Below are 14,997 nucleotides of genomic sequence, written 5' to 3'. Positions count from 1 at the left end.
AATCAATGGTGTTTGATAATCATTATAAGATTTCTCTATTTTTAATAAACTAAAGTTTGTTCCTTTTTAACTGATTTTTCTGATTCAGAGTAAAGTTTGATAAGTCATTCATTCCACCAACATTCAAATCCTTCGGCAATATTCCATAACAGATCCAAATATATCAATCTGTTCCTTTAGCAAATTGCTTATAGCTTACAGCTTCGGGCTTATAGCTTATTTTTTGTCCACAATAGTACTGCTGGCCTGGGATGTACACATCACTAAAAGATCTGCAATGTTCACATGGGAGGGCCTTGTCACTACAAACCGGATAATTTCCGCAATATCTTCAGGTTGTAAGGCTTTAAATCCTTCATATACTTTCTTCGCTTTTTCCTTATCTCCTTTAAATCGTACTTCGCTAAATTCTGTTTCCACCATTCCCGGATTTATTGCTCCAATGCGGATTCCTTTTCCATTTAAATCGAGGCGCATTCCCTGTGTTATGGCATCCACCGCATGTTTACTGGCGCAATAAACATTTCCGTTGGGGTAAACTTCTTTTCCTGCGGTAGAGCCGATGTTAATAATATGTCCTGTAGACCGCTCAATCATCTTCGGAATAATTGCTTTGGAAATATAAAGCAGTCCCTTTACATTAATATCAATCATTGCATCCCAATCTTCAATGTTTCCATCCTGAATAGGATCTAGGCCATGAGCATTTCCGGCATTGTTGATCAGGATGTCGATATTTGCCATTTTTAGAGGTAAACTTTTAATGTTGCTAAAAACTTCTTCTTTATTGCGCACATCAAAATTTAAAAGATGTACAGCGCATTTATTCTGAAGTTCCTGTTGCAGTTCTTCCAATTTTTGTTGTCTCCTTCCGCAGAGGATAAGATTAAAACCTTCTTCAGCAAAAATCCTGGCTGTTGCTTTGCCTATCCCGCTGGAGGCTCCTGTAATTAGTGCAGTTTTCATATATGTGTCAATTAGCTGAAAGTACTAAAGTAATACGCCTGAAATATTAATATGAGGTTAACCCTTGTTAAATTTCGTTAATCTTATCTACTCGGCAAAATTCGGAACACAAATAGCCGTTATCCCCCTAAATCAATTAAAACTAATATGAAAATGACCCTAACAAATTTAAGAATGAAGAGTGCTCTTGTATTGAGCTTTCTAGCCTTTACCCTGTTTAGCTGTAGTGGTGATGATAATGGTACCGCCGGAGAAGATACAGCCCAGTTGACGGTGAGTATGACAGATGCTCCCGGAGATTTTGATGCTGTATTCATAGATGTGGAAGATGTAATGATCAAAACAGATATGGATGGTACAGAAGATGAAGGCTGGGAAAGCCTTGGTGAGGTAAATACGGGCAGGTACGATTTGCTGGAACTAACTGGTGGAGTTACACAGGTTCTTGCAGATGTGGAAGTGCCCGCCGGTTACCTGGGACAAATAAGATTGGTTCTTGGTGATGATAATGCTATTGTTGTTGATGGTGAAGAAACTGCAATTGCCGTTCCCAGTGCACAGCAATCTGGTTTAAAGTTACAGGTAGATCAGGAGCTGGAAGCTGGTGAACAATATGTTTTCCTTTTAGATTTTGACGTAGAAGAATCAATAGTGCGACAAGGTAACGGAGGATTTTCTTTAAAACCTGTTATAAGAGTTTCTGCACAAGCAGGCGCTGGTGCTATAGAAGGAGAAGTTCATCCTTCAGAAACCCGAAGTCTTGTAAGGGCACAAAATGCCTCTACTACAATTTCAGCTTATACAGATATGGAAGGTAATTTTAAAATACACGGTGTACCTGCCGGAACTTACAAAATCACCGTAATACCAGATGTGGCATCAAATTTGCCAGAATTCGAGGAAGACAATGTGGTAGTTGAGGCCAACGAGACAGTTAATCTGGAAACGCTTTATATAGATTAAGCTTTTAGATTTTACAAAACCTTTAAGAGCGGCCTCATTGAGCCGCTCTTATTTTTTAACCTATAATTAACAAGTAAGAAACTAATTAATTTTCAATTTGCGACCTAGTTTCCTTGTATGTATATTCACGACTTTAAAATAAAAAGCGATGATAGAAAATGATTCTTCGGTAGACATTGCCAGCCTTAATGAGAGAATTGAAAGGGAAAGTGCCTTTGTAGATGTTCTAACCTCAGAAATGAACAAAGTAATTGTAGGCCAGAGACACATGGTAGAGCGCCTGCTTATTGGTCTTCTTGGTCAGGGGCATATTTTGCTAGAGGGGGTTCCGGGTCTTGCGAAAACCCTTGCCATTAATACGTTGTCCCAGGCAGTTCAGGGAAGCTTCAGCAGGGTTCAGTTTACTCCAGATCTTTTACCGGCAGATGTTGTGGGAACGCTTATTTATAATATGAAGCTTAACGACTTCAGCATTAAGAAAGGGCCGATATTTGCCAATTTTGTGCTTGCAGATGAGATTAACCGTGCCCCGGCAAAAGTCCAGTCTGCTTTACTGGAAGCCATGCAGGAGAAACAGGTGACCATCGGGGATGAAACTTTTATCCTGGATCGTCCATTCTTAGTAATGGCAACTCAAAACCCCGTGGAGCAGGAAGGAACTTATCCTTTGCCTGAAGCACAGGTAGACCGTTTTATGCTGAAGACGGTGATTAAATATCCGCAAATGGCCGAGGAGCAATTAATAGTTCGTGCAAACCTGAAGGGCGCTTTTGAAAAAGTCAATCCGGTGGTGAGCCTGGAACAGATTGCCCGAGCACAACAGGCTGTTCGTGACGTTTATATGGATGAAAAGATTGAACAATATATTCTGAATATCATTTTTGCCACCAGAACTCCGGAAAAATATAAACTTGAAGAAATTAAACCGCTTATCAGTTTCGGAGCTTCTCCAAGGGGAAGTATTAACCTTGCCACTGCTGCAAAGTGTTACGCTTTTATTAAGCGAAGGGGTTATGTAATTCCCGAAGATGTAAGAGCAGTTGTCCACGATGTGCTAAGACACAGGATTGGAATCACTTACGAAGCCGAAGCAGAAAATATCACTTCTGATGACCTTGTAAGCAAGATTGTAAACGAAATTGAAGTACCGTAACAATTGGCAATTATCAGTTAACAATGATCACTCGAGTGACTGGTTATTGAAAATTGTTTATTGAAGAAATATGGATACAAAGGAACTCCTTAAGAAAGTACGAAAAATTGAAATTAAAACCCGCCGCCTTAGCGATCACGTCTTTGGTGGTGAGTATCATTCTACTTTCAAGGGCCGCGGGATGACCTTTAGTGAAGTCCGGCAGTATCAGTTTGGTGATGATGTAAGGAATATCGACTGGAATGTAACCGCACGTTACAGCGAACCTTTTGTAAAGGTTTTTGAAGAGGAGAGGGAGCTTACCATGATGCTTGTGGTAGATATTTCGGGATCTGAAATGTTTGGGACAGAAAAGCAGTTTAAAAAAGATGTGATTACCGAGATTGCAGCCACGCTTGCTTTTTCTGCGACAAAGAATAATGACAAAATTGGTCTTATGCTGTTTTCAGACAAGATTGAATTATATATACCACCAAAAAAAGGACGTTCGCACGTTCTAAGGATCATCAGGGAACTGCTGGAGTTTAAACCTGAAGGTAAACAAACCGATATTGCTGGTGCGATTAAATATCTGTCAAATGTTATGAAGAAGAAAGCTATCGTTTTTATTCTTTCAGATTTTATGGCAGAAGATTATCAGCAAACATTGAAGATAGCGGCGGGGAAACACGATGTAACCGGAATCCGGATTTACGACAGGCATGAGGAGGAAATTCCAAATTTAGGTTTGGTACAAATGTTGGATGAGGAAACCGGGGAATCCATTACGGTTAATACCGGTTCAAAATCTGTACGTAATAGTTACGCAAAAAATTACAGAGACAAAGTAAATTATTTTCGGGAAAGCTTCACCCTTAGTGGTGCCGGCACGATCGAGAACAGGCTGGATGAGAGCTATGTAAAGAAATTACTCGGCTATTTTAAGAGAAGAGCATAATCAATATGAAAAAAGGAAGTTCATATTTTAATAAGAGAACAATATTGCAGCAAATAAACGGTAAGAGGAGGTGCAGCGGCATTTTCTCTTTTTTCTTGTTTCTTTTTTCTTTGCTTGCTTCAGCTCAGCAACCACAGGTTTCAGCAGAAATTGATTCCACCAGTATTAAAATAGGAGAACAGATAATATACAGTATTTCTGTAGAGGCAGATTCTACTAATCTTGTGGTATTTCCTGAAGGGGAAACTTTTTCTCCTCTGGAAGTAGTAGAATCCATGACCGCCGATACTTCCCGAATCGAGAATAGATTCCTGTTACTAAAAGAATATTCCCTCACGCAGTTCGATTCCGGCACTTACACCATTCCGCAGCAAAGTGTGATCATTAACGACAGGGAGTATCTAACAGATTCCATGTTGGTCGAGGTTTCTACTGTAGTGGTAGACACCACTAAACAAAAAATGTATCCTATAAAACCTTCGGTAGAAGCACCTTCGGGTTTTTCTATTCCTGCGTGGATCTGGTGGGTACTGGCGATAATTGCCATTTTAGCGCTGCTGTTTTATTTTCTTCGGAAGAAAAGAAAGGCTGAAAAGGAAAAAGAGTTACCGCCTTACGAACAGGCAATGCTGGAGCTAAACAGGCTTGATGAATCCAATTTACTGGAGCAAAGGGAGGTAAAAGAATATTACTCACAACTCACATTTTCCGTAAGGAAGTATTTGGACAGGAAAGTTTATGACCGTGCATTGGAAAGCACCACCAGTGAACTTATCGCTTACCTGGAAATGCAACGCGACTCCGGAAATTTAAAATTGGACAAAAAAACCATCAATAACCTGCAGCTTATCCTGCAACGTGCAGATTTGGCGAAATTTGCCAATTCCAGGCCCGATGTTATTACTGCAAAGGCCGACAGGTCTAAAGTAAAACATATTGTAAATGATGTAAAAACCTCTATTCCGGCGCCATCTGAGCAGGAACTTATGCAGGATGAGGCATACCGGCAACAGAAGCTTAAGCAGCGCAGAAATAAACGTATTATTATTGGGGTGGTTATAGGTGCTTTTGCTCTCGTTATAGCGGTTACGGCACTTGTGGCTACAAAAGGATATACTTATGTTAAGGACACTTATCTGGGACATCCTACTAAAGAATTACTGGAAGGGGATTGGATACGGAGCGAATATGGATATCCGCCCGTGGCAGTTACAACACCCCAGGTTTTAAAGCGGGGGGAAATAGATTTACCAGACGAAGCCAAACAAATGCTTATAGGCAGTGAAACATTTTTGTATGGCAGCCTTATAAGTAATTTTTATACGGTAGTAACTACTATGCAGTTTAATGAGCAGGTGGAATTTAATCTGGAAACTGCTGTGGATGGTATTTATGCTTACCTGGAAAACCAGGGTGCCAAGAATATTATTATGAAGAGGGAGGAGATCACCACCATAAATGGAGCTAAAGGTATACGCGCATTTGGGACTTTGGAAATTGAAAATCCGGTAACGGGAGAATTAACTTTAAATGAATATGAAATTTTAAATTTTGCTGAAAACCAAGGCTATCAGCAAATCACCATTATTTTTAATGAAGATGATGTTTATGCCGAAGAAATCGCTCAACGTATTACAGATTCGGTAGAATTAAAAAATTTGAATAACTGATGTTTACAAATTTCACTTTTGAAGATCCGCAGTTTTTCTGGCTTTTGCTGCTTTTGCCAATAGCCATAGCCTGGTATTTCTGGAAGCGGAATAAGCAAACAACGGAACTGAGGATTTCTTCTATCAAAGGTTTTAAAGCACAAAGCAGCCTTTTAGCAAAGCTTAAACCTTTACTTTTTGTGGTGAGATTGCTTATTCTCACTTTAATAATAACAGCAATGGCGAGACCCAGAACCGTAGATGTCTCTACCAGGACCAGCAGTACACAGGGTATAGATATTGTAATGGCAATAGATGTGTCTGCCAGTATGTTGGCGCGGGATTTACAGCCAAACAGGTTAGACGCACTTAAAGACGTGGCAAAGGAATTTGTAAAAGACCGTCCAACAGACAGGATAGGTCTGGTAGTTTATGCTGGTGAAAGTTTTACCAAAACCCCAATTACCAGCGATAAAGAAATTGTGTTAAGTGCGCTGGAAGATATCGAATATAATGATGTTTTGCAAAATGGTACGGCAATAGGGTCGGGACTGGCGACTGCTGTTAACCGGATTAAAGACAGTGAGGCAGAAAGTAAAGTAATTATTCTATTGACAGATGGTGTTAATAACTCCGGCTTTATAGATCCAAAAATTGCCAGCGAGCTGGCGGTGGAATTCGGGATTAAAGTTTACACAATAGGTGTTGGAAGTAATGGAATGGCTTTATCTCCCATAGGAATTCTCCCCAACGGAAGGTTTCAATATGGAAACAGTAAGGTGGAAATAGATGAAGCCTTGTTGCAGCAAATAGCTGATGCTACAGGTGGTAAATATTTCAGGGCAACAGATAATGAAAAGCTGGAGCAGATTTATGCTGAAATTGATGAACTGGAAAAAACAGATATCGAAGAGTTCAGATATTATAATTACGATGAAAAATTTCGTCCGTTGGTGTTACTGGCAGGCGGATTGCTGTTATTCGAAATATTGCTGAGGTATACTTTATTCAGAAGCTTTGTATAGAAATGGTTGTAGGGATTAAAAGCAGGTATTAAGAATTAATAGCATTAACTAGTTTAAAAAATGGTTTTAGAAGAGAAAATATATTTCTGGCTTTTACTTGCCATTCCGGTGGTTGTACTGCTATTCTTGATCCTTGTTTTCTGGCAAAGGCGGACACAAAGGAGATTTGCAGATTCAAATTTATTAGCATACCTCACTCCGCACAAATCAAGGTTTAAACCTGTCTTAAAATTAATTGTGCTGTTACTTGCTATTGCCAGTCTGGTGGTAGCTCTTGTCAATCCAAAAATTGGAACATCGCTGGAAACGGTAAAGCGTGAAGGTGTGGATATTGTTTTTGCAATAGATGTTTCCAAAAGTATGGAGGCAGAAGATATCGCCCCCAACAGGCTGGAAAAATCGAAACAACTGGTGACGCAAATACTGAACAGCCTTGGTAGCGACAGGGTTGGGATTATTGCTTATGCAGGAAGTGCATTTCCCCAATTGCCTATCACCACAGATTATGCTGCGGCCAAGATGTTTTTGCAGGCACTTAATACAGATATGATTTCTTCGCAGGGAACAGCTATTGGTGATGCCATAGACCTTGCGACAACCTATTATGATGATGAGCAGCAAACCAACAGGGTCTTATTTATAATTAGTGACGGGGAAGACCATGAAGGGAATATGGAAAATGTTGCTGAAGAGGCTGCGGAAGCGGGAATTAAAATAATTACAATTGGTGTGGGAACCGAGAAGGGTGGACCTATACCTATAAAGAGAAACGGAGTTGTACTTAATTATAAGAAGGATAATGCAGGAGAAACTGTAATTACCAAACTTAATCCCGGTACGCTCCAGGAAATTGCTTCTGAAGCTAACGGAGAGTACATTGAAGGAAATATGACAGCGCAGGTGACAGATGAGGTTCAGGAAATTCTGCAGAATATTGAAAAATCAGAATTTGAGGCAAAACAATTTGCAGATTTTCAGTCACAGTTTCAGTGGTTTTTGGCATTAGGATTGTTATTATTGTTTTTGGATATATTTTTGCTGGAACGTAGTACGGCATGGATCAGGAAGTTGAATCTTTTTAATGAAAGAAAGCGAAAGGAGGATTAATATGAAATATAGTCTGAAATTTAAAAATATAGCAGCATTACTTTTTGTAGCCTCAATTTCTTGTTTAACTGTACTTTCAGCTCAGGAAAGCCCAAAGAAAATTGAAAGGGAAGTAAACGAATTTTTGCGGGAGGCTCAGGATGCAATGGGAGAAAATGATTTCGCTTCAGCAGAAGCATCCTACAGAAAAGCCATTGCCAAAGATCCGTCCAACACTGCAGCAAAATATAACATGGGGAACCTATACTACAATAGAGAGAAAACCCCTGAGGCCGCAAATAGGTTAAAGCAGGCAAATGAAATTTCGGGAAGTAAGGAAGAAAAGCACCGGATTAATCATAATTTGGGAAATTCTTTTATGAAGCAGAAGAAATATGAGGAAGCTATAGAAGCTTACAAGAATGCTTTACGAAATAATCCTTCAGATGAAGAAACCCGCTATAATTTAGCTTTGGCTAAGAAAATGCTGGAAGAAGAGGAGCAAAATCAGGATCAAAACCAGGACCAGAACGAAGATCAGAATCAGGACGAAAATCAGGATCAACAGGAAAATCAGGATCAACAAAATCAGGATGGTGAAGGTGGGGATAATGAGAACGAAGACAGCCAGCCTAAGGATGAAGGGGAGAATCAAGATAAAGAGAACCAGGATGAAGGTGATCAGGAAGATCAGGATCAAAAAGAGCAACAGGATAAAGGAGGTGAAAATGGAGATGAGCAAGAGGAGCAGCCTCAACAGCAGCAATCTGTGCAGGGACAATTGTCACCCCAGCAGATAAAGAGTTTGCTGGACGCAATGGATAATGAAGAAAAGAAGGTGCAGGATAAAATAAATGCTGAAAAGGCAAAAGGTGTGAAAGTGAAGTCTGATAAAGACTGGTAATTCTTTCAGGAATGTTCAAAATCCCAATAAGAGGATAGAAGATGAAATTGAAGTTGATATTTATAAGTTTATTTCTGGTAACCGCGAACTTTTTGCAGGCACAGGTACGATTTGAGGCCAGTGTTAGTAAGGAAAAGCTGGGGATAAACGAACGTTTGCGTGTTGATTTCGAAATGAATCAGGATGGCGATAATTTTCGTCCGCCTTCCTTTAACGGCTTTAGGGTTATAGGTGGTCCAAACCAATCTGTTAGCAGAAGTATTGTAAATGGTCGAGCCTCTTACTCCAAAACCTATACCTATTTCCTGCAGCCGGAATCCAGAGGAAATATTACCATAGGACAGGCAGAGATAGAAGTTGATGATAAGATTTATAAAACCTCTCCTATAGATATTGAAGTTACGGCAGCGGTAGATGAGTCTACAGCGGGTTCAGATTCAGATATAGTTGCTTCAGAAAACCTTCATTTGGTGGCAGAGATTTCAAACCCTAATCCTTACCTGAATGAAGCTATAACTGTAGTTTACAAACTCTATGTAAGTCCCAGTATTAGTGTAAGTAACTGGCGTGAAATAGATAACCCAAAATTCAGTGACTTCTGGAGTCAGAATATAGACATTCGACAGCTAAGGGCCGAAAATGGTGAATATAAAGGTCAGCCTTATCGATTTGTAGTTTTAAGAAAAACAGTTCTTTATCCACAGAAAACCGGCGAGTTGGATATTGAACCTTTGGCGCTTTCGGTATCTGTAGATGTTCCCAGTGAAAGAAGGGATATTTTTGGAAGCAGAATATACCGAACTGTTCAAAAAACAGTTGCTGCCGGCAGTAGGACCATTAATGTAAAACCTCTGCCGCAGGCTGGCAGGCCTGCAGATTTTACCGGTGCGGTGGGCGATTTTGATTTTGAAGTTACTACCAGTAAAGATACCCTGGATGCTTCAGAATCTTTAAGGGCTACGGTAGAAGTACGAGGTAACGGGAACCTAAAATTATTTGATCTTCCCGATCTTTCGGTTCCGGCTTCGCTGGAAATTTATGAGCCAGAGCGTTCAGAAAATGTAAATACGAATTTAAATGGGATGCAGGGAAGTATTTCAGAAAATTATACTATTGTTCCCACCAGAAAGGGGAAGTACCCAATTCCTGCTTTAGGATTTTCATATTTTGATCTGGACACTGAAACTTATAAAACTATAACTTCTAAAGAAATCCTGCTTAACGTAGAAGAAGGGCCGGCCCTGGAAACGGGAACTCCGGGAGGTACTTCCAACAGGCAAGCCGTTACAACAAGCGGGGATCAATTTAGGTATATAAAATTAAACGCCAATTTACGTCCACTTCAGCAACAGGAATTCTTTAAATCTGTCCCATTTTGGGGAATGGTTTTTCTGCCGGTTCTCATAATTCCGCTAGTTATCTTCTTCGGAAAAAAACGTGAAGCAATTGCTAACGATGAAACGGGAAACAGAAGAAAACGCGCAGACAAACTTGCCAGGAAATATCTTTCTGAAGCAAAAAAGAACCTGGGGGATCAGGCTGCATTTTATGTAGCCCTGGAGAAGGCAATGCATAATTATTTAAAAGCCAAGCTTCATATCCAAACCAGTGAAATGAGTAAGGATAGGATAAGGGAAGTACTTGCTGCAAAAGGAGCAGATCCAGGTAGTATAGATGATTTTATCAGTCTGCTTGAGAGCTGTGAATTTGCACGTTACACCCCTGCTTCGTCTGTGGCCATGAAACAGGATTACGAAAAAGCAGCAGCAGTAATTTCAACTTTAGACAAACAAATTTAGAAATGAAGAATTTATTTTATATCCTTTTCTTTTTTTCAGCTTCGTTGTTTGCTCAAAATGAGAATTTATTTGAAGAAGCGAATAGTGCTTACGCAGAAGGTAATTATGAGCAGGCAATTGAGAAATACGAACAAATATTAGCATCTGGAGAAGCATCTGCGGCCTTGTACTATAATCTTGGGAATGCACATTATAAATTAAACCATATAGCCCCGAGTATTTATAATTATGAAAAAGCTTTAATGCTGCAACCGCGGGATTCAGATATAAATAATAATATCGAATTTGCCCGTAATATGGCTTTAGATGCTATTGAAGAAGTGGAGCAAACAGGATTTCAGAAATCTATAAACAGTTTTATTTCAAGGTTTAGTGCAGATTTTTGGGCGAAATTTGCCATTTTCTTCTCATTGCTCTTTGCTGCACTGTTTCTCGCATATTATTATATGAACAAACCTCTTGTTAAAAGACTGCTTTTTGGAGGTTCTGTGGTAATGTTAATATGCTGCATTGCCACTATCTACTTTGCTTATTCTAAGGAGGAGATTCAGGAAAATAACCAGTTTGCTATTATTTTTAGTTCGGAAGCACAAGTGCGGAATGAACCTTCGGTAAGAGGCGAAGAAGCTTTTGTTTTGCATGAAGGAACTAAGACAAAAGTTTTGGAAACATACCAGGAATGGATCAAGATTGAACTTGCAAATGGAGACCAGGGCTGGATCTTAAGAAATAATCTGAAGACATTATAGATAATTGATGTTTGTTTAACGATAATGTATAACAAATACACTTGATCGTTAACAAAATTATCTTATTTTTGTTTTTAGTGAAAAAAGTTGCATACATATTATCCTTTATCTTCTTTGTCTTTATTGCGACCCCAATAGTGGTGGTGTGTATAGACAAAACTGTTGATATTTCTGCGGCTTTTCTCGCTAATGAAGAGGAATCTTCTTCGGGAAATAATTTCTTTGAATTTAACTTTGAAGAAAATCATCATTCCAATTACGAAAGCATTCACTTTTTACAAGAGCTAAAAGTTGTGGACCATTATTTTCACATGAAATACCACAATGTCTTTCTGGAAGTAGTCTCACCGCCTCCCAAATTAGCATAACATTTCCCATCTAAAGGATTTTTTAACCCGGTTTAGAAACCGGCAGGATAGATATAGTAAATACCTTCCTTTAAATTTCTGCAATTTTCAATTTTTCATTTTTTTCGTTATTCATTATAAACGGATGATATACTCCGTTATAACCTTATAGATATTATGTTTAAACATCTTAATAAAGATATACCAGCCAGTGTGGTTGTGTTTTTCGTTGCCTTACCACTCTGTTTAGGAATTGCACTGGCCAGTGGCGCGCCTCTTTTTTCTGGTCTTATTGCCGGAATGGTGGGAGGTATTGTTGTAGGTAGCCTTTCTGGCGCACAATTAGGGGTTAGCGGCCCGGCGGCAGGACTCGCTGTTATAGTTCTTGGCGCAATACAATCTCTTGGAAGTTACGATATCTTTCTGTTAGCGGTGGTTATAGCCGGAATTTTCCAGGTAATTCTGGGAGCTTTAAAAGCCGGAATTATCGGTTATTACTTTCCGTCTTCAGTAATTAAAGGAATGCTTGCCGGTATAGGTATAACAATCGCAATATCACAAATTCCAAATGTGTTTGGATTGGGTGGTGACGCATTGGAAAATTTCTCCATTTCCAGGGGAATAGGTTCTGCTTTTAATCAATTTGCAGAATTGATCTCTCTTGGAGCGTTATTAATGACACTGGTGGCCTTGGGAATTCTTTTGCTTTGGGAGAAAGTGCTTTTGAAAAAGCATAAAATCTTCAGTCTTGTTCCTGGACCCCTGGTGGCTGTTGTAATAGGTGTTTTATACTATATTTTTGTGAATGATCCGGTTTGGGGAATACCCGAATCACAATTAGTAACAGTTCCTGTTCCCGAAGATGCTGCTTCTTTTTTAGCACAGTTCACATTTCCTAATTTTGGTGAAATTATGAATGCTGAAGTTTGGGTGGTTGCGATCACCATTGCTATTGTAGCGAGTTTGGAAACATTGTTAAGTGTGGAAGCTATAGATAAACTGGATCCTTTAAAAAGGACTACTCCAACAAACAGGGAGCTCTTCGCCCAGGGAGGTGGTAATATAGTGTCCGGACTTATTGGTGGTTTACCGGTAACCCAGGTAATTGTAAGGAGCTCTACCAACACTATGGCCGGTGGTAGAACAAAAATGTCTGCTATTCTTCACGGTTTTCTTATCCTTATTTCTATTATAATTATTCCAACAATATTGAATAAAATTCCACTGGCAGTTTTAGCGGCGGTTCTTTTGTTGGTTGGATATAAACTGGCAAAACCTGCCTTGTTTGCTCAAATGTATAAACTGGGAAAAGGGCAGTTTCTACCATTCATTATCACGATCTTAGGTGTGGTTTTTGCCGATTTATTAATAGGAATTGGACTTGGGCTTGCCGTAGGAATTGCTGTGATTCTCATTAACAGCTATAAGAACTCACACTTTCTCCATAAAGAAGGATTTGAAAATAATGACGGGCACTATAAAATTACCACTGCAGAAGAATTGAGTTTCTTAAATAAAGGAGCTATCTTAAGGGAATTAAACCTTATTCCTAATGGTTCTTATATTGTATTAGATGTTACGAAAACAAGGGTGTTGGATTATGATGTGCTCGAAATTCTTGACGAATTTTCAATAAAAGCAAAACGGAAGGATATTACGATAAAATTAATTTCAAATAAGGGGGAAATTGAAAACCCGGTCAGCTTCAGGCAATACTTTGGTCTTGATGTTCCAGCCTAAAACAGATGTATAATTACAAAAATTTAAAATATGCAAAACGATAATTTTTATAAGCAATTAAAGGATAATAATAAAGTTTGGGTTGAAGAGCAACTAGCTGAAGATCCTCAGTACTTTGAAAAACTGGCAAAGGGTCAACAACCTCCGGTATTATGGATTGGTTGTGCAGATAGCAGGGTTCCCGCAAATCAAATTGTTGGAGCAAAACCTGGAGAAGTTTTTGTACACAGGAACATTGCCAATATGGTAGTACATTCAGATATGAATATGCTCAGTGTTCTTGACTATGCTGTGAATGCTCTTAAAGTAAAACATGTAATTGTTTGCGGTCATTACGGTTGTGGTGGAGTGCAGGCAGCTATGAAAAATCAGTCTATAGGTCTTATAGATAACTGGATTAGACATATTAAAGATGTATATCGTCTTAATAAAGAAGAGCTGGATGGTCTATCTGATGAAAAAGAACGTTTCGACCGTTTTGTTGAGCTTAATGTAAAGGAACAGGTTTTTGACCTGGCGAAAACTTCTATAGTTCAAAATGCCTGGGATAAAGACCAGGAGCTGCATTTGCACGGTTGGGTTTATGGCCTGGATTCAGGAATTATTAAAGATCTTGAGGTTAATGTGAGCAACGATTCACAGCTGGACGAAGTTTACCAGCTCAATTTCTAGTAAGATACCATTAGATATAAAAGCAAGGCCGGAAATATTTCCGGCCTTTGTTATTTTTCCTTTTTCTTCATTTTCTTTGTTGAACAAGCATTTATCAACTGTGACCTGCCGTTAGTGCTCTTCTAATAATTTTATCGCCCTCAAATTAAAAATACCTGTCAATATCTTTATATGCTGATGGAATTAGTTTTTTTCTATTGTAGTAGAGGCCAATTCCCAGTATGGATATTATTTCTGCAAATAATGATAAATATGAACCTTCAAAACCGAAAGCTCCTCCATTAAGTAAATTTGCCCTATTTATTTCGAACTCAATTAAGGAATAAGTGTCTTGTCCGCTCACATTGAAACCAAGAAGCGTCTGGAATAAATTCCAACTTAAATGAAGTGCAATGGGAAACCATAAGTTTTTAGTGTACAAATAAGATGAACCGAGAACTAAACCCGCTAAGAATAAATTAAACAAAGAAAATAATTCTATATTCGGATTAAGGCTGTGCATTAATGAGAATAAAAAAGACGATAAAATCAAAGCAAGATACTTGTTAAGCGAAGACATGAGATTTCTCAAAATATAACCACGAAAAAGAGTTTCCTCAACTACTGCTATAATTGTAAAGAGTATGATAGAAATAACTAACTCTTTAAGATCGAAATTTATTCGCAGAAATGATATTTCGTCGATCTGAATTAGTAGAAGCCAACTACCTACCATAACTAACAGCCCTATAAAAATACAACAATGAAATCTTTTAACCTGTTTTTAGTTGAAAATCTCAGGTTAATGAAGCTCTCTCTATCTACAAACTTCATAAAAAACCATAACACTAAAAAAGTACCAGCTAAATCAAAAATGCTAATTACTAACTGCTGAATAGAATTTTCTTCGAATTCTATACTTGTCAGATCAGCTCCGGCAATTAGGCCTCCGATAAATTGAAATAGTCCGACAATAATTAGGTATGGTAGAACAAATAATAATATTCTCTGCCAACCTTCACTTTTAT

General features: G+C 38.7%; 14 protein-coding genes and 1 pseudogene. 12 read left to right on the top strand and 3 right to left on the bottom strand.

What is annotated here, in order from left to right; translation table 11 throughout:
- Positions 1-216: 216 nt before the first annotated feature.
- A complete protein-coding gene (locus tag RM549_RS15880; protein ID WP_311686617.1) occupies positions 217-966 on the bottom strand; it encodes an SDR family NAD(P)-dependent oxidoreductase in 750 nt (249 codons plus the stop codon).
- Positions 967-1,140: 174 nt separating this feature from the next.
- Here RM549_RS15880 and RM549_RS15875 point away from each other — a divergent pair, with 174 nt between their 5' ends.
- The 12 genes from RM549_RS15875 (at position 1,141) to can (ending at position 13,990) form a co-directional block, all read left to right on the top strand.
- On the top strand, positions 1,141-1,929 hold the full coding sequence (locus RM549_RS15875; protein WP_311686615.1) for a DUF4382 domain-containing protein: 789 nt from the start codon (positions 1,141-1,143) through the stop codon (positions 1,927-1,929).
- A 148-nt stretch (positions 1,930-2,077) separates the two neighbouring features.
- Complete coding sequence (locus tag RM549_RS15870; protein ID WP_311686613.1) at positions 2,078-3,082, top strand: AAA family ATPase; 1,005 nt, start codon at positions 2,078-2,080, stop codon at positions 3,080-3,082.
- A 70-nt stretch (positions 3,083-3,152) separates the two neighbouring features.
- Positions 3,153-4,019: a DUF58 domain-containing protein gene (locus RM549_RS15865; protein WP_311686612.1), complete on the top strand. Its 867-nt coding sequence runs from the start codon at positions 3,153-3,155 to the stop codon at positions 4,017-4,019.
- A gap of 5 nt (positions 4,020-4,024) precedes the next feature.
- Positions 4,025-5,689 carry a DUF4381 domain-containing protein gene (locus RM549_RS15860; RefSeq protein ID WP_311686607.1) on the top strand — a complete coding sequence of 555 codons (1,665 nt, stop codon included), beginning with the start codon at positions 4,025-4,027 and terminating at the stop codon, positions 5,687-5,689.
- Positions 5,689-6,693, top strand: a complete 1,005-nt coding sequence (locus tag RM549_RS15855) for a vWA domain-containing protein (RefSeq protein ID WP_311686602.1) — start codon at positions 5,689-5,691, stop codon at positions 6,691-6,693. Before RM549_RS15860 ends, RM549_RS15855 begins: the two co-directional genes overlap by 1 nt.
- Positions 6,694-6,753: 60 nt before the next feature.
- A complete protein-coding gene (locus tag RM549_RS15850; RefSeq protein WP_311686600.1) occupies positions 6,754-7,800 on the top strand; it encodes a vWA domain-containing protein in 1,047 nt (348 codons plus the stop codon).
- The gene (locus RM549_RS15845) at positions 7,775-8,683 is read left to right on the top strand and encodes a tetratricopeptide repeat protein (RefSeq protein WP_311686598.1); all 909 of its coding nucleotides are present in this window, start codon (positions 7,775-7,777) and stop codon (positions 8,681-8,683) included. Before RM549_RS15850 ends, RM549_RS15845 begins: the two co-directional genes overlap by 26 nt.
- Positions 8,684-8,724: 41 nt before the next feature.
- Positions 8,725-10,482, top strand: coding sequence for a BatD family protein (locus RM549_RS15840; RefSeq protein ID WP_311686596.1), 1,758 nt, complete (start codon positions 8,725-8,727; stop codon positions 10,480-10,482).
- 2 nt (positions 10,483-10,484) lie between these two features.
- On the top strand, positions 10,485-11,231 hold the full coding sequence (locus RM549_RS15835) for a tetratricopeptide repeat protein (protein ID WP_311686594.1): 747 nt from the start codon (positions 10,485-10,487) through the stop codon (positions 11,229-11,231).
- Between the two features lie 68 nt (positions 11,232-11,299).
- Positions 11,300-11,599 (top strand): hypothetical protein, encoded by a 300-nt coding sequence (locus RM549_RS15830; protein ID WP_311686592.1) that lies wholly within the window; start codon positions 11,300-11,302, stop codon positions 11,597-11,599.
- A gap of 156 nt (positions 11,600-11,755) precedes the next feature.
- On the top strand, positions 11,756-13,318 hold the full coding sequence (locus tag RM549_RS15825) for a SulP family inorganic anion transporter (protein WP_311686590.1): 1,563 nt from the start codon (positions 11,756-11,758) through the stop codon (positions 13,316-13,318).
- A 30-nt stretch (positions 13,319-13,348) separates the two neighbouring features.
- Positions 13,349-13,990 carry a carbonate dehydratase gene (can, locus tag RM549_RS15820; RefSeq protein WP_311686588.1) on the top strand — a complete coding sequence of 214 codons (642 nt, stop codon included), beginning with the start codon at positions 13,349-13,351 and terminating at the stop codon, positions 13,988-13,990.
- Positions 13,991-14,135: 145 nt separating this feature from the next.
- On the opposite strand, the gene RM549_RS15815 is transcribed toward can, so the two are convergent.
- Positions 14,136-14,705, bottom strand: a complete 570-nt coding sequence (locus RM549_RS15815) for a CPBP family intramembrane glutamic endopeptidase (protein ID WP_311686586.1) — start codon at positions 14,703-14,705, stop codon at positions 14,136-14,138.
- A gap of 11 nt (positions 14,706-14,716) precedes the next feature.
- Positions 14,717-14,997 (bottom strand): annotated as a pseudogene (locus RM549_RS15810) (CPBP family intramembrane glutamic endopeptidase); the annotation flags it as partial.

The sequence above is a fragment of the Autumnicola patrickiae genome (assembly GCF_031846525.1).
Lineage (GTDB): Bacteria > Bacteroidota > Bacteroidia > Flavobacteriales > Flavobacteriaceae > Autumnicola > Autumnicola patrickiae.
This window is presented reverse-complemented; position numbering and strand designations above follow the sequence as displayed.

Coding starts and splice junctions, on each gene's coding strand:
- RM549_RS15825 (WP_311686590.1), top strand. CDS start 11,756: ATGTTTAAACATCTTAATAAAGATATACCAGCCAGTGTGGTTGTGTTT.
- RM549_RS15870 (WP_311686613.1), top strand. CDS start 2,078: ATGATAGAAAATGATTCTTCGGTAGACATTGCCAGCCTTAATGAGAGA.
- RM549_RS15855 (WP_311686602.1), top strand. CDS start 5,689: ATGTTTACAAATTTCACTTTTGAAGATCCGCAGTTTTTCTGGCTTTTG.
- RM549_RS15835 (WP_311686594.1), top strand. CDS start 10,485: ATGAAGAATTTATTTTATATCCTTTTCTTTTTTTCAGCTTCGTTGTTT.
- can (WP_311686588.1), top strand. CDS start 13,349: ATGCAAAACGATAATTTTTATAAGCAATTAAAGGATAATAATAAAGTT.
- RM549_RS15875 (WP_311686615.1), top strand. CDS start 1,141: ATGAAGAGTGCTCTTGTATTGAGCTTTCTAGCCTTTACCCTGTTTAGC.
- RM549_RS15860 (WP_311686607.1), top strand. CDS start 4,025: ATGAAAAAAGGAAGTTCATATTTTAATAAGAGAACAATATTGCAGCAA.
- RM549_RS15850 (WP_311686600.1), top strand. CDS start 6,754: ATGGTTTTAGAAGAGAAAATATATTTCTGGCTTTTACTTGCCATTCCG.
- RM549_RS15845 (WP_311686598.1), top strand. CDS start 7,775: ATGAAAGAAAGCGAAAGGAGGATTAATATGAAATATAGTCTGAAATTT.
- RM549_RS15815 (WP_311686586.1), bottom strand. CDS start 14,705: ATGGTAGGTAGTTGGCTTCTACTAATTCAGATCGACGAAATATCATTT.
- RM549_RS15880 (WP_311686617.1), bottom strand. CDS start 966: ATGAAAACTGCACTAATTACAGGAGCCTCCAGCGGGATAGGCAAAGCA.
- RM549_RS15865 (WP_311686612.1), top strand. CDS start 3,153: ATGGATACAAAGGAACTCCTTAAGAAAGTACGAAAAATTGAAATTAAA.
- RM549_RS15840 (WP_311686596.1), top strand. CDS start 8,725: ATGAAATTGAAGTTGATATTTATAAGTTTATTTCTGGTAACCGCGAAC.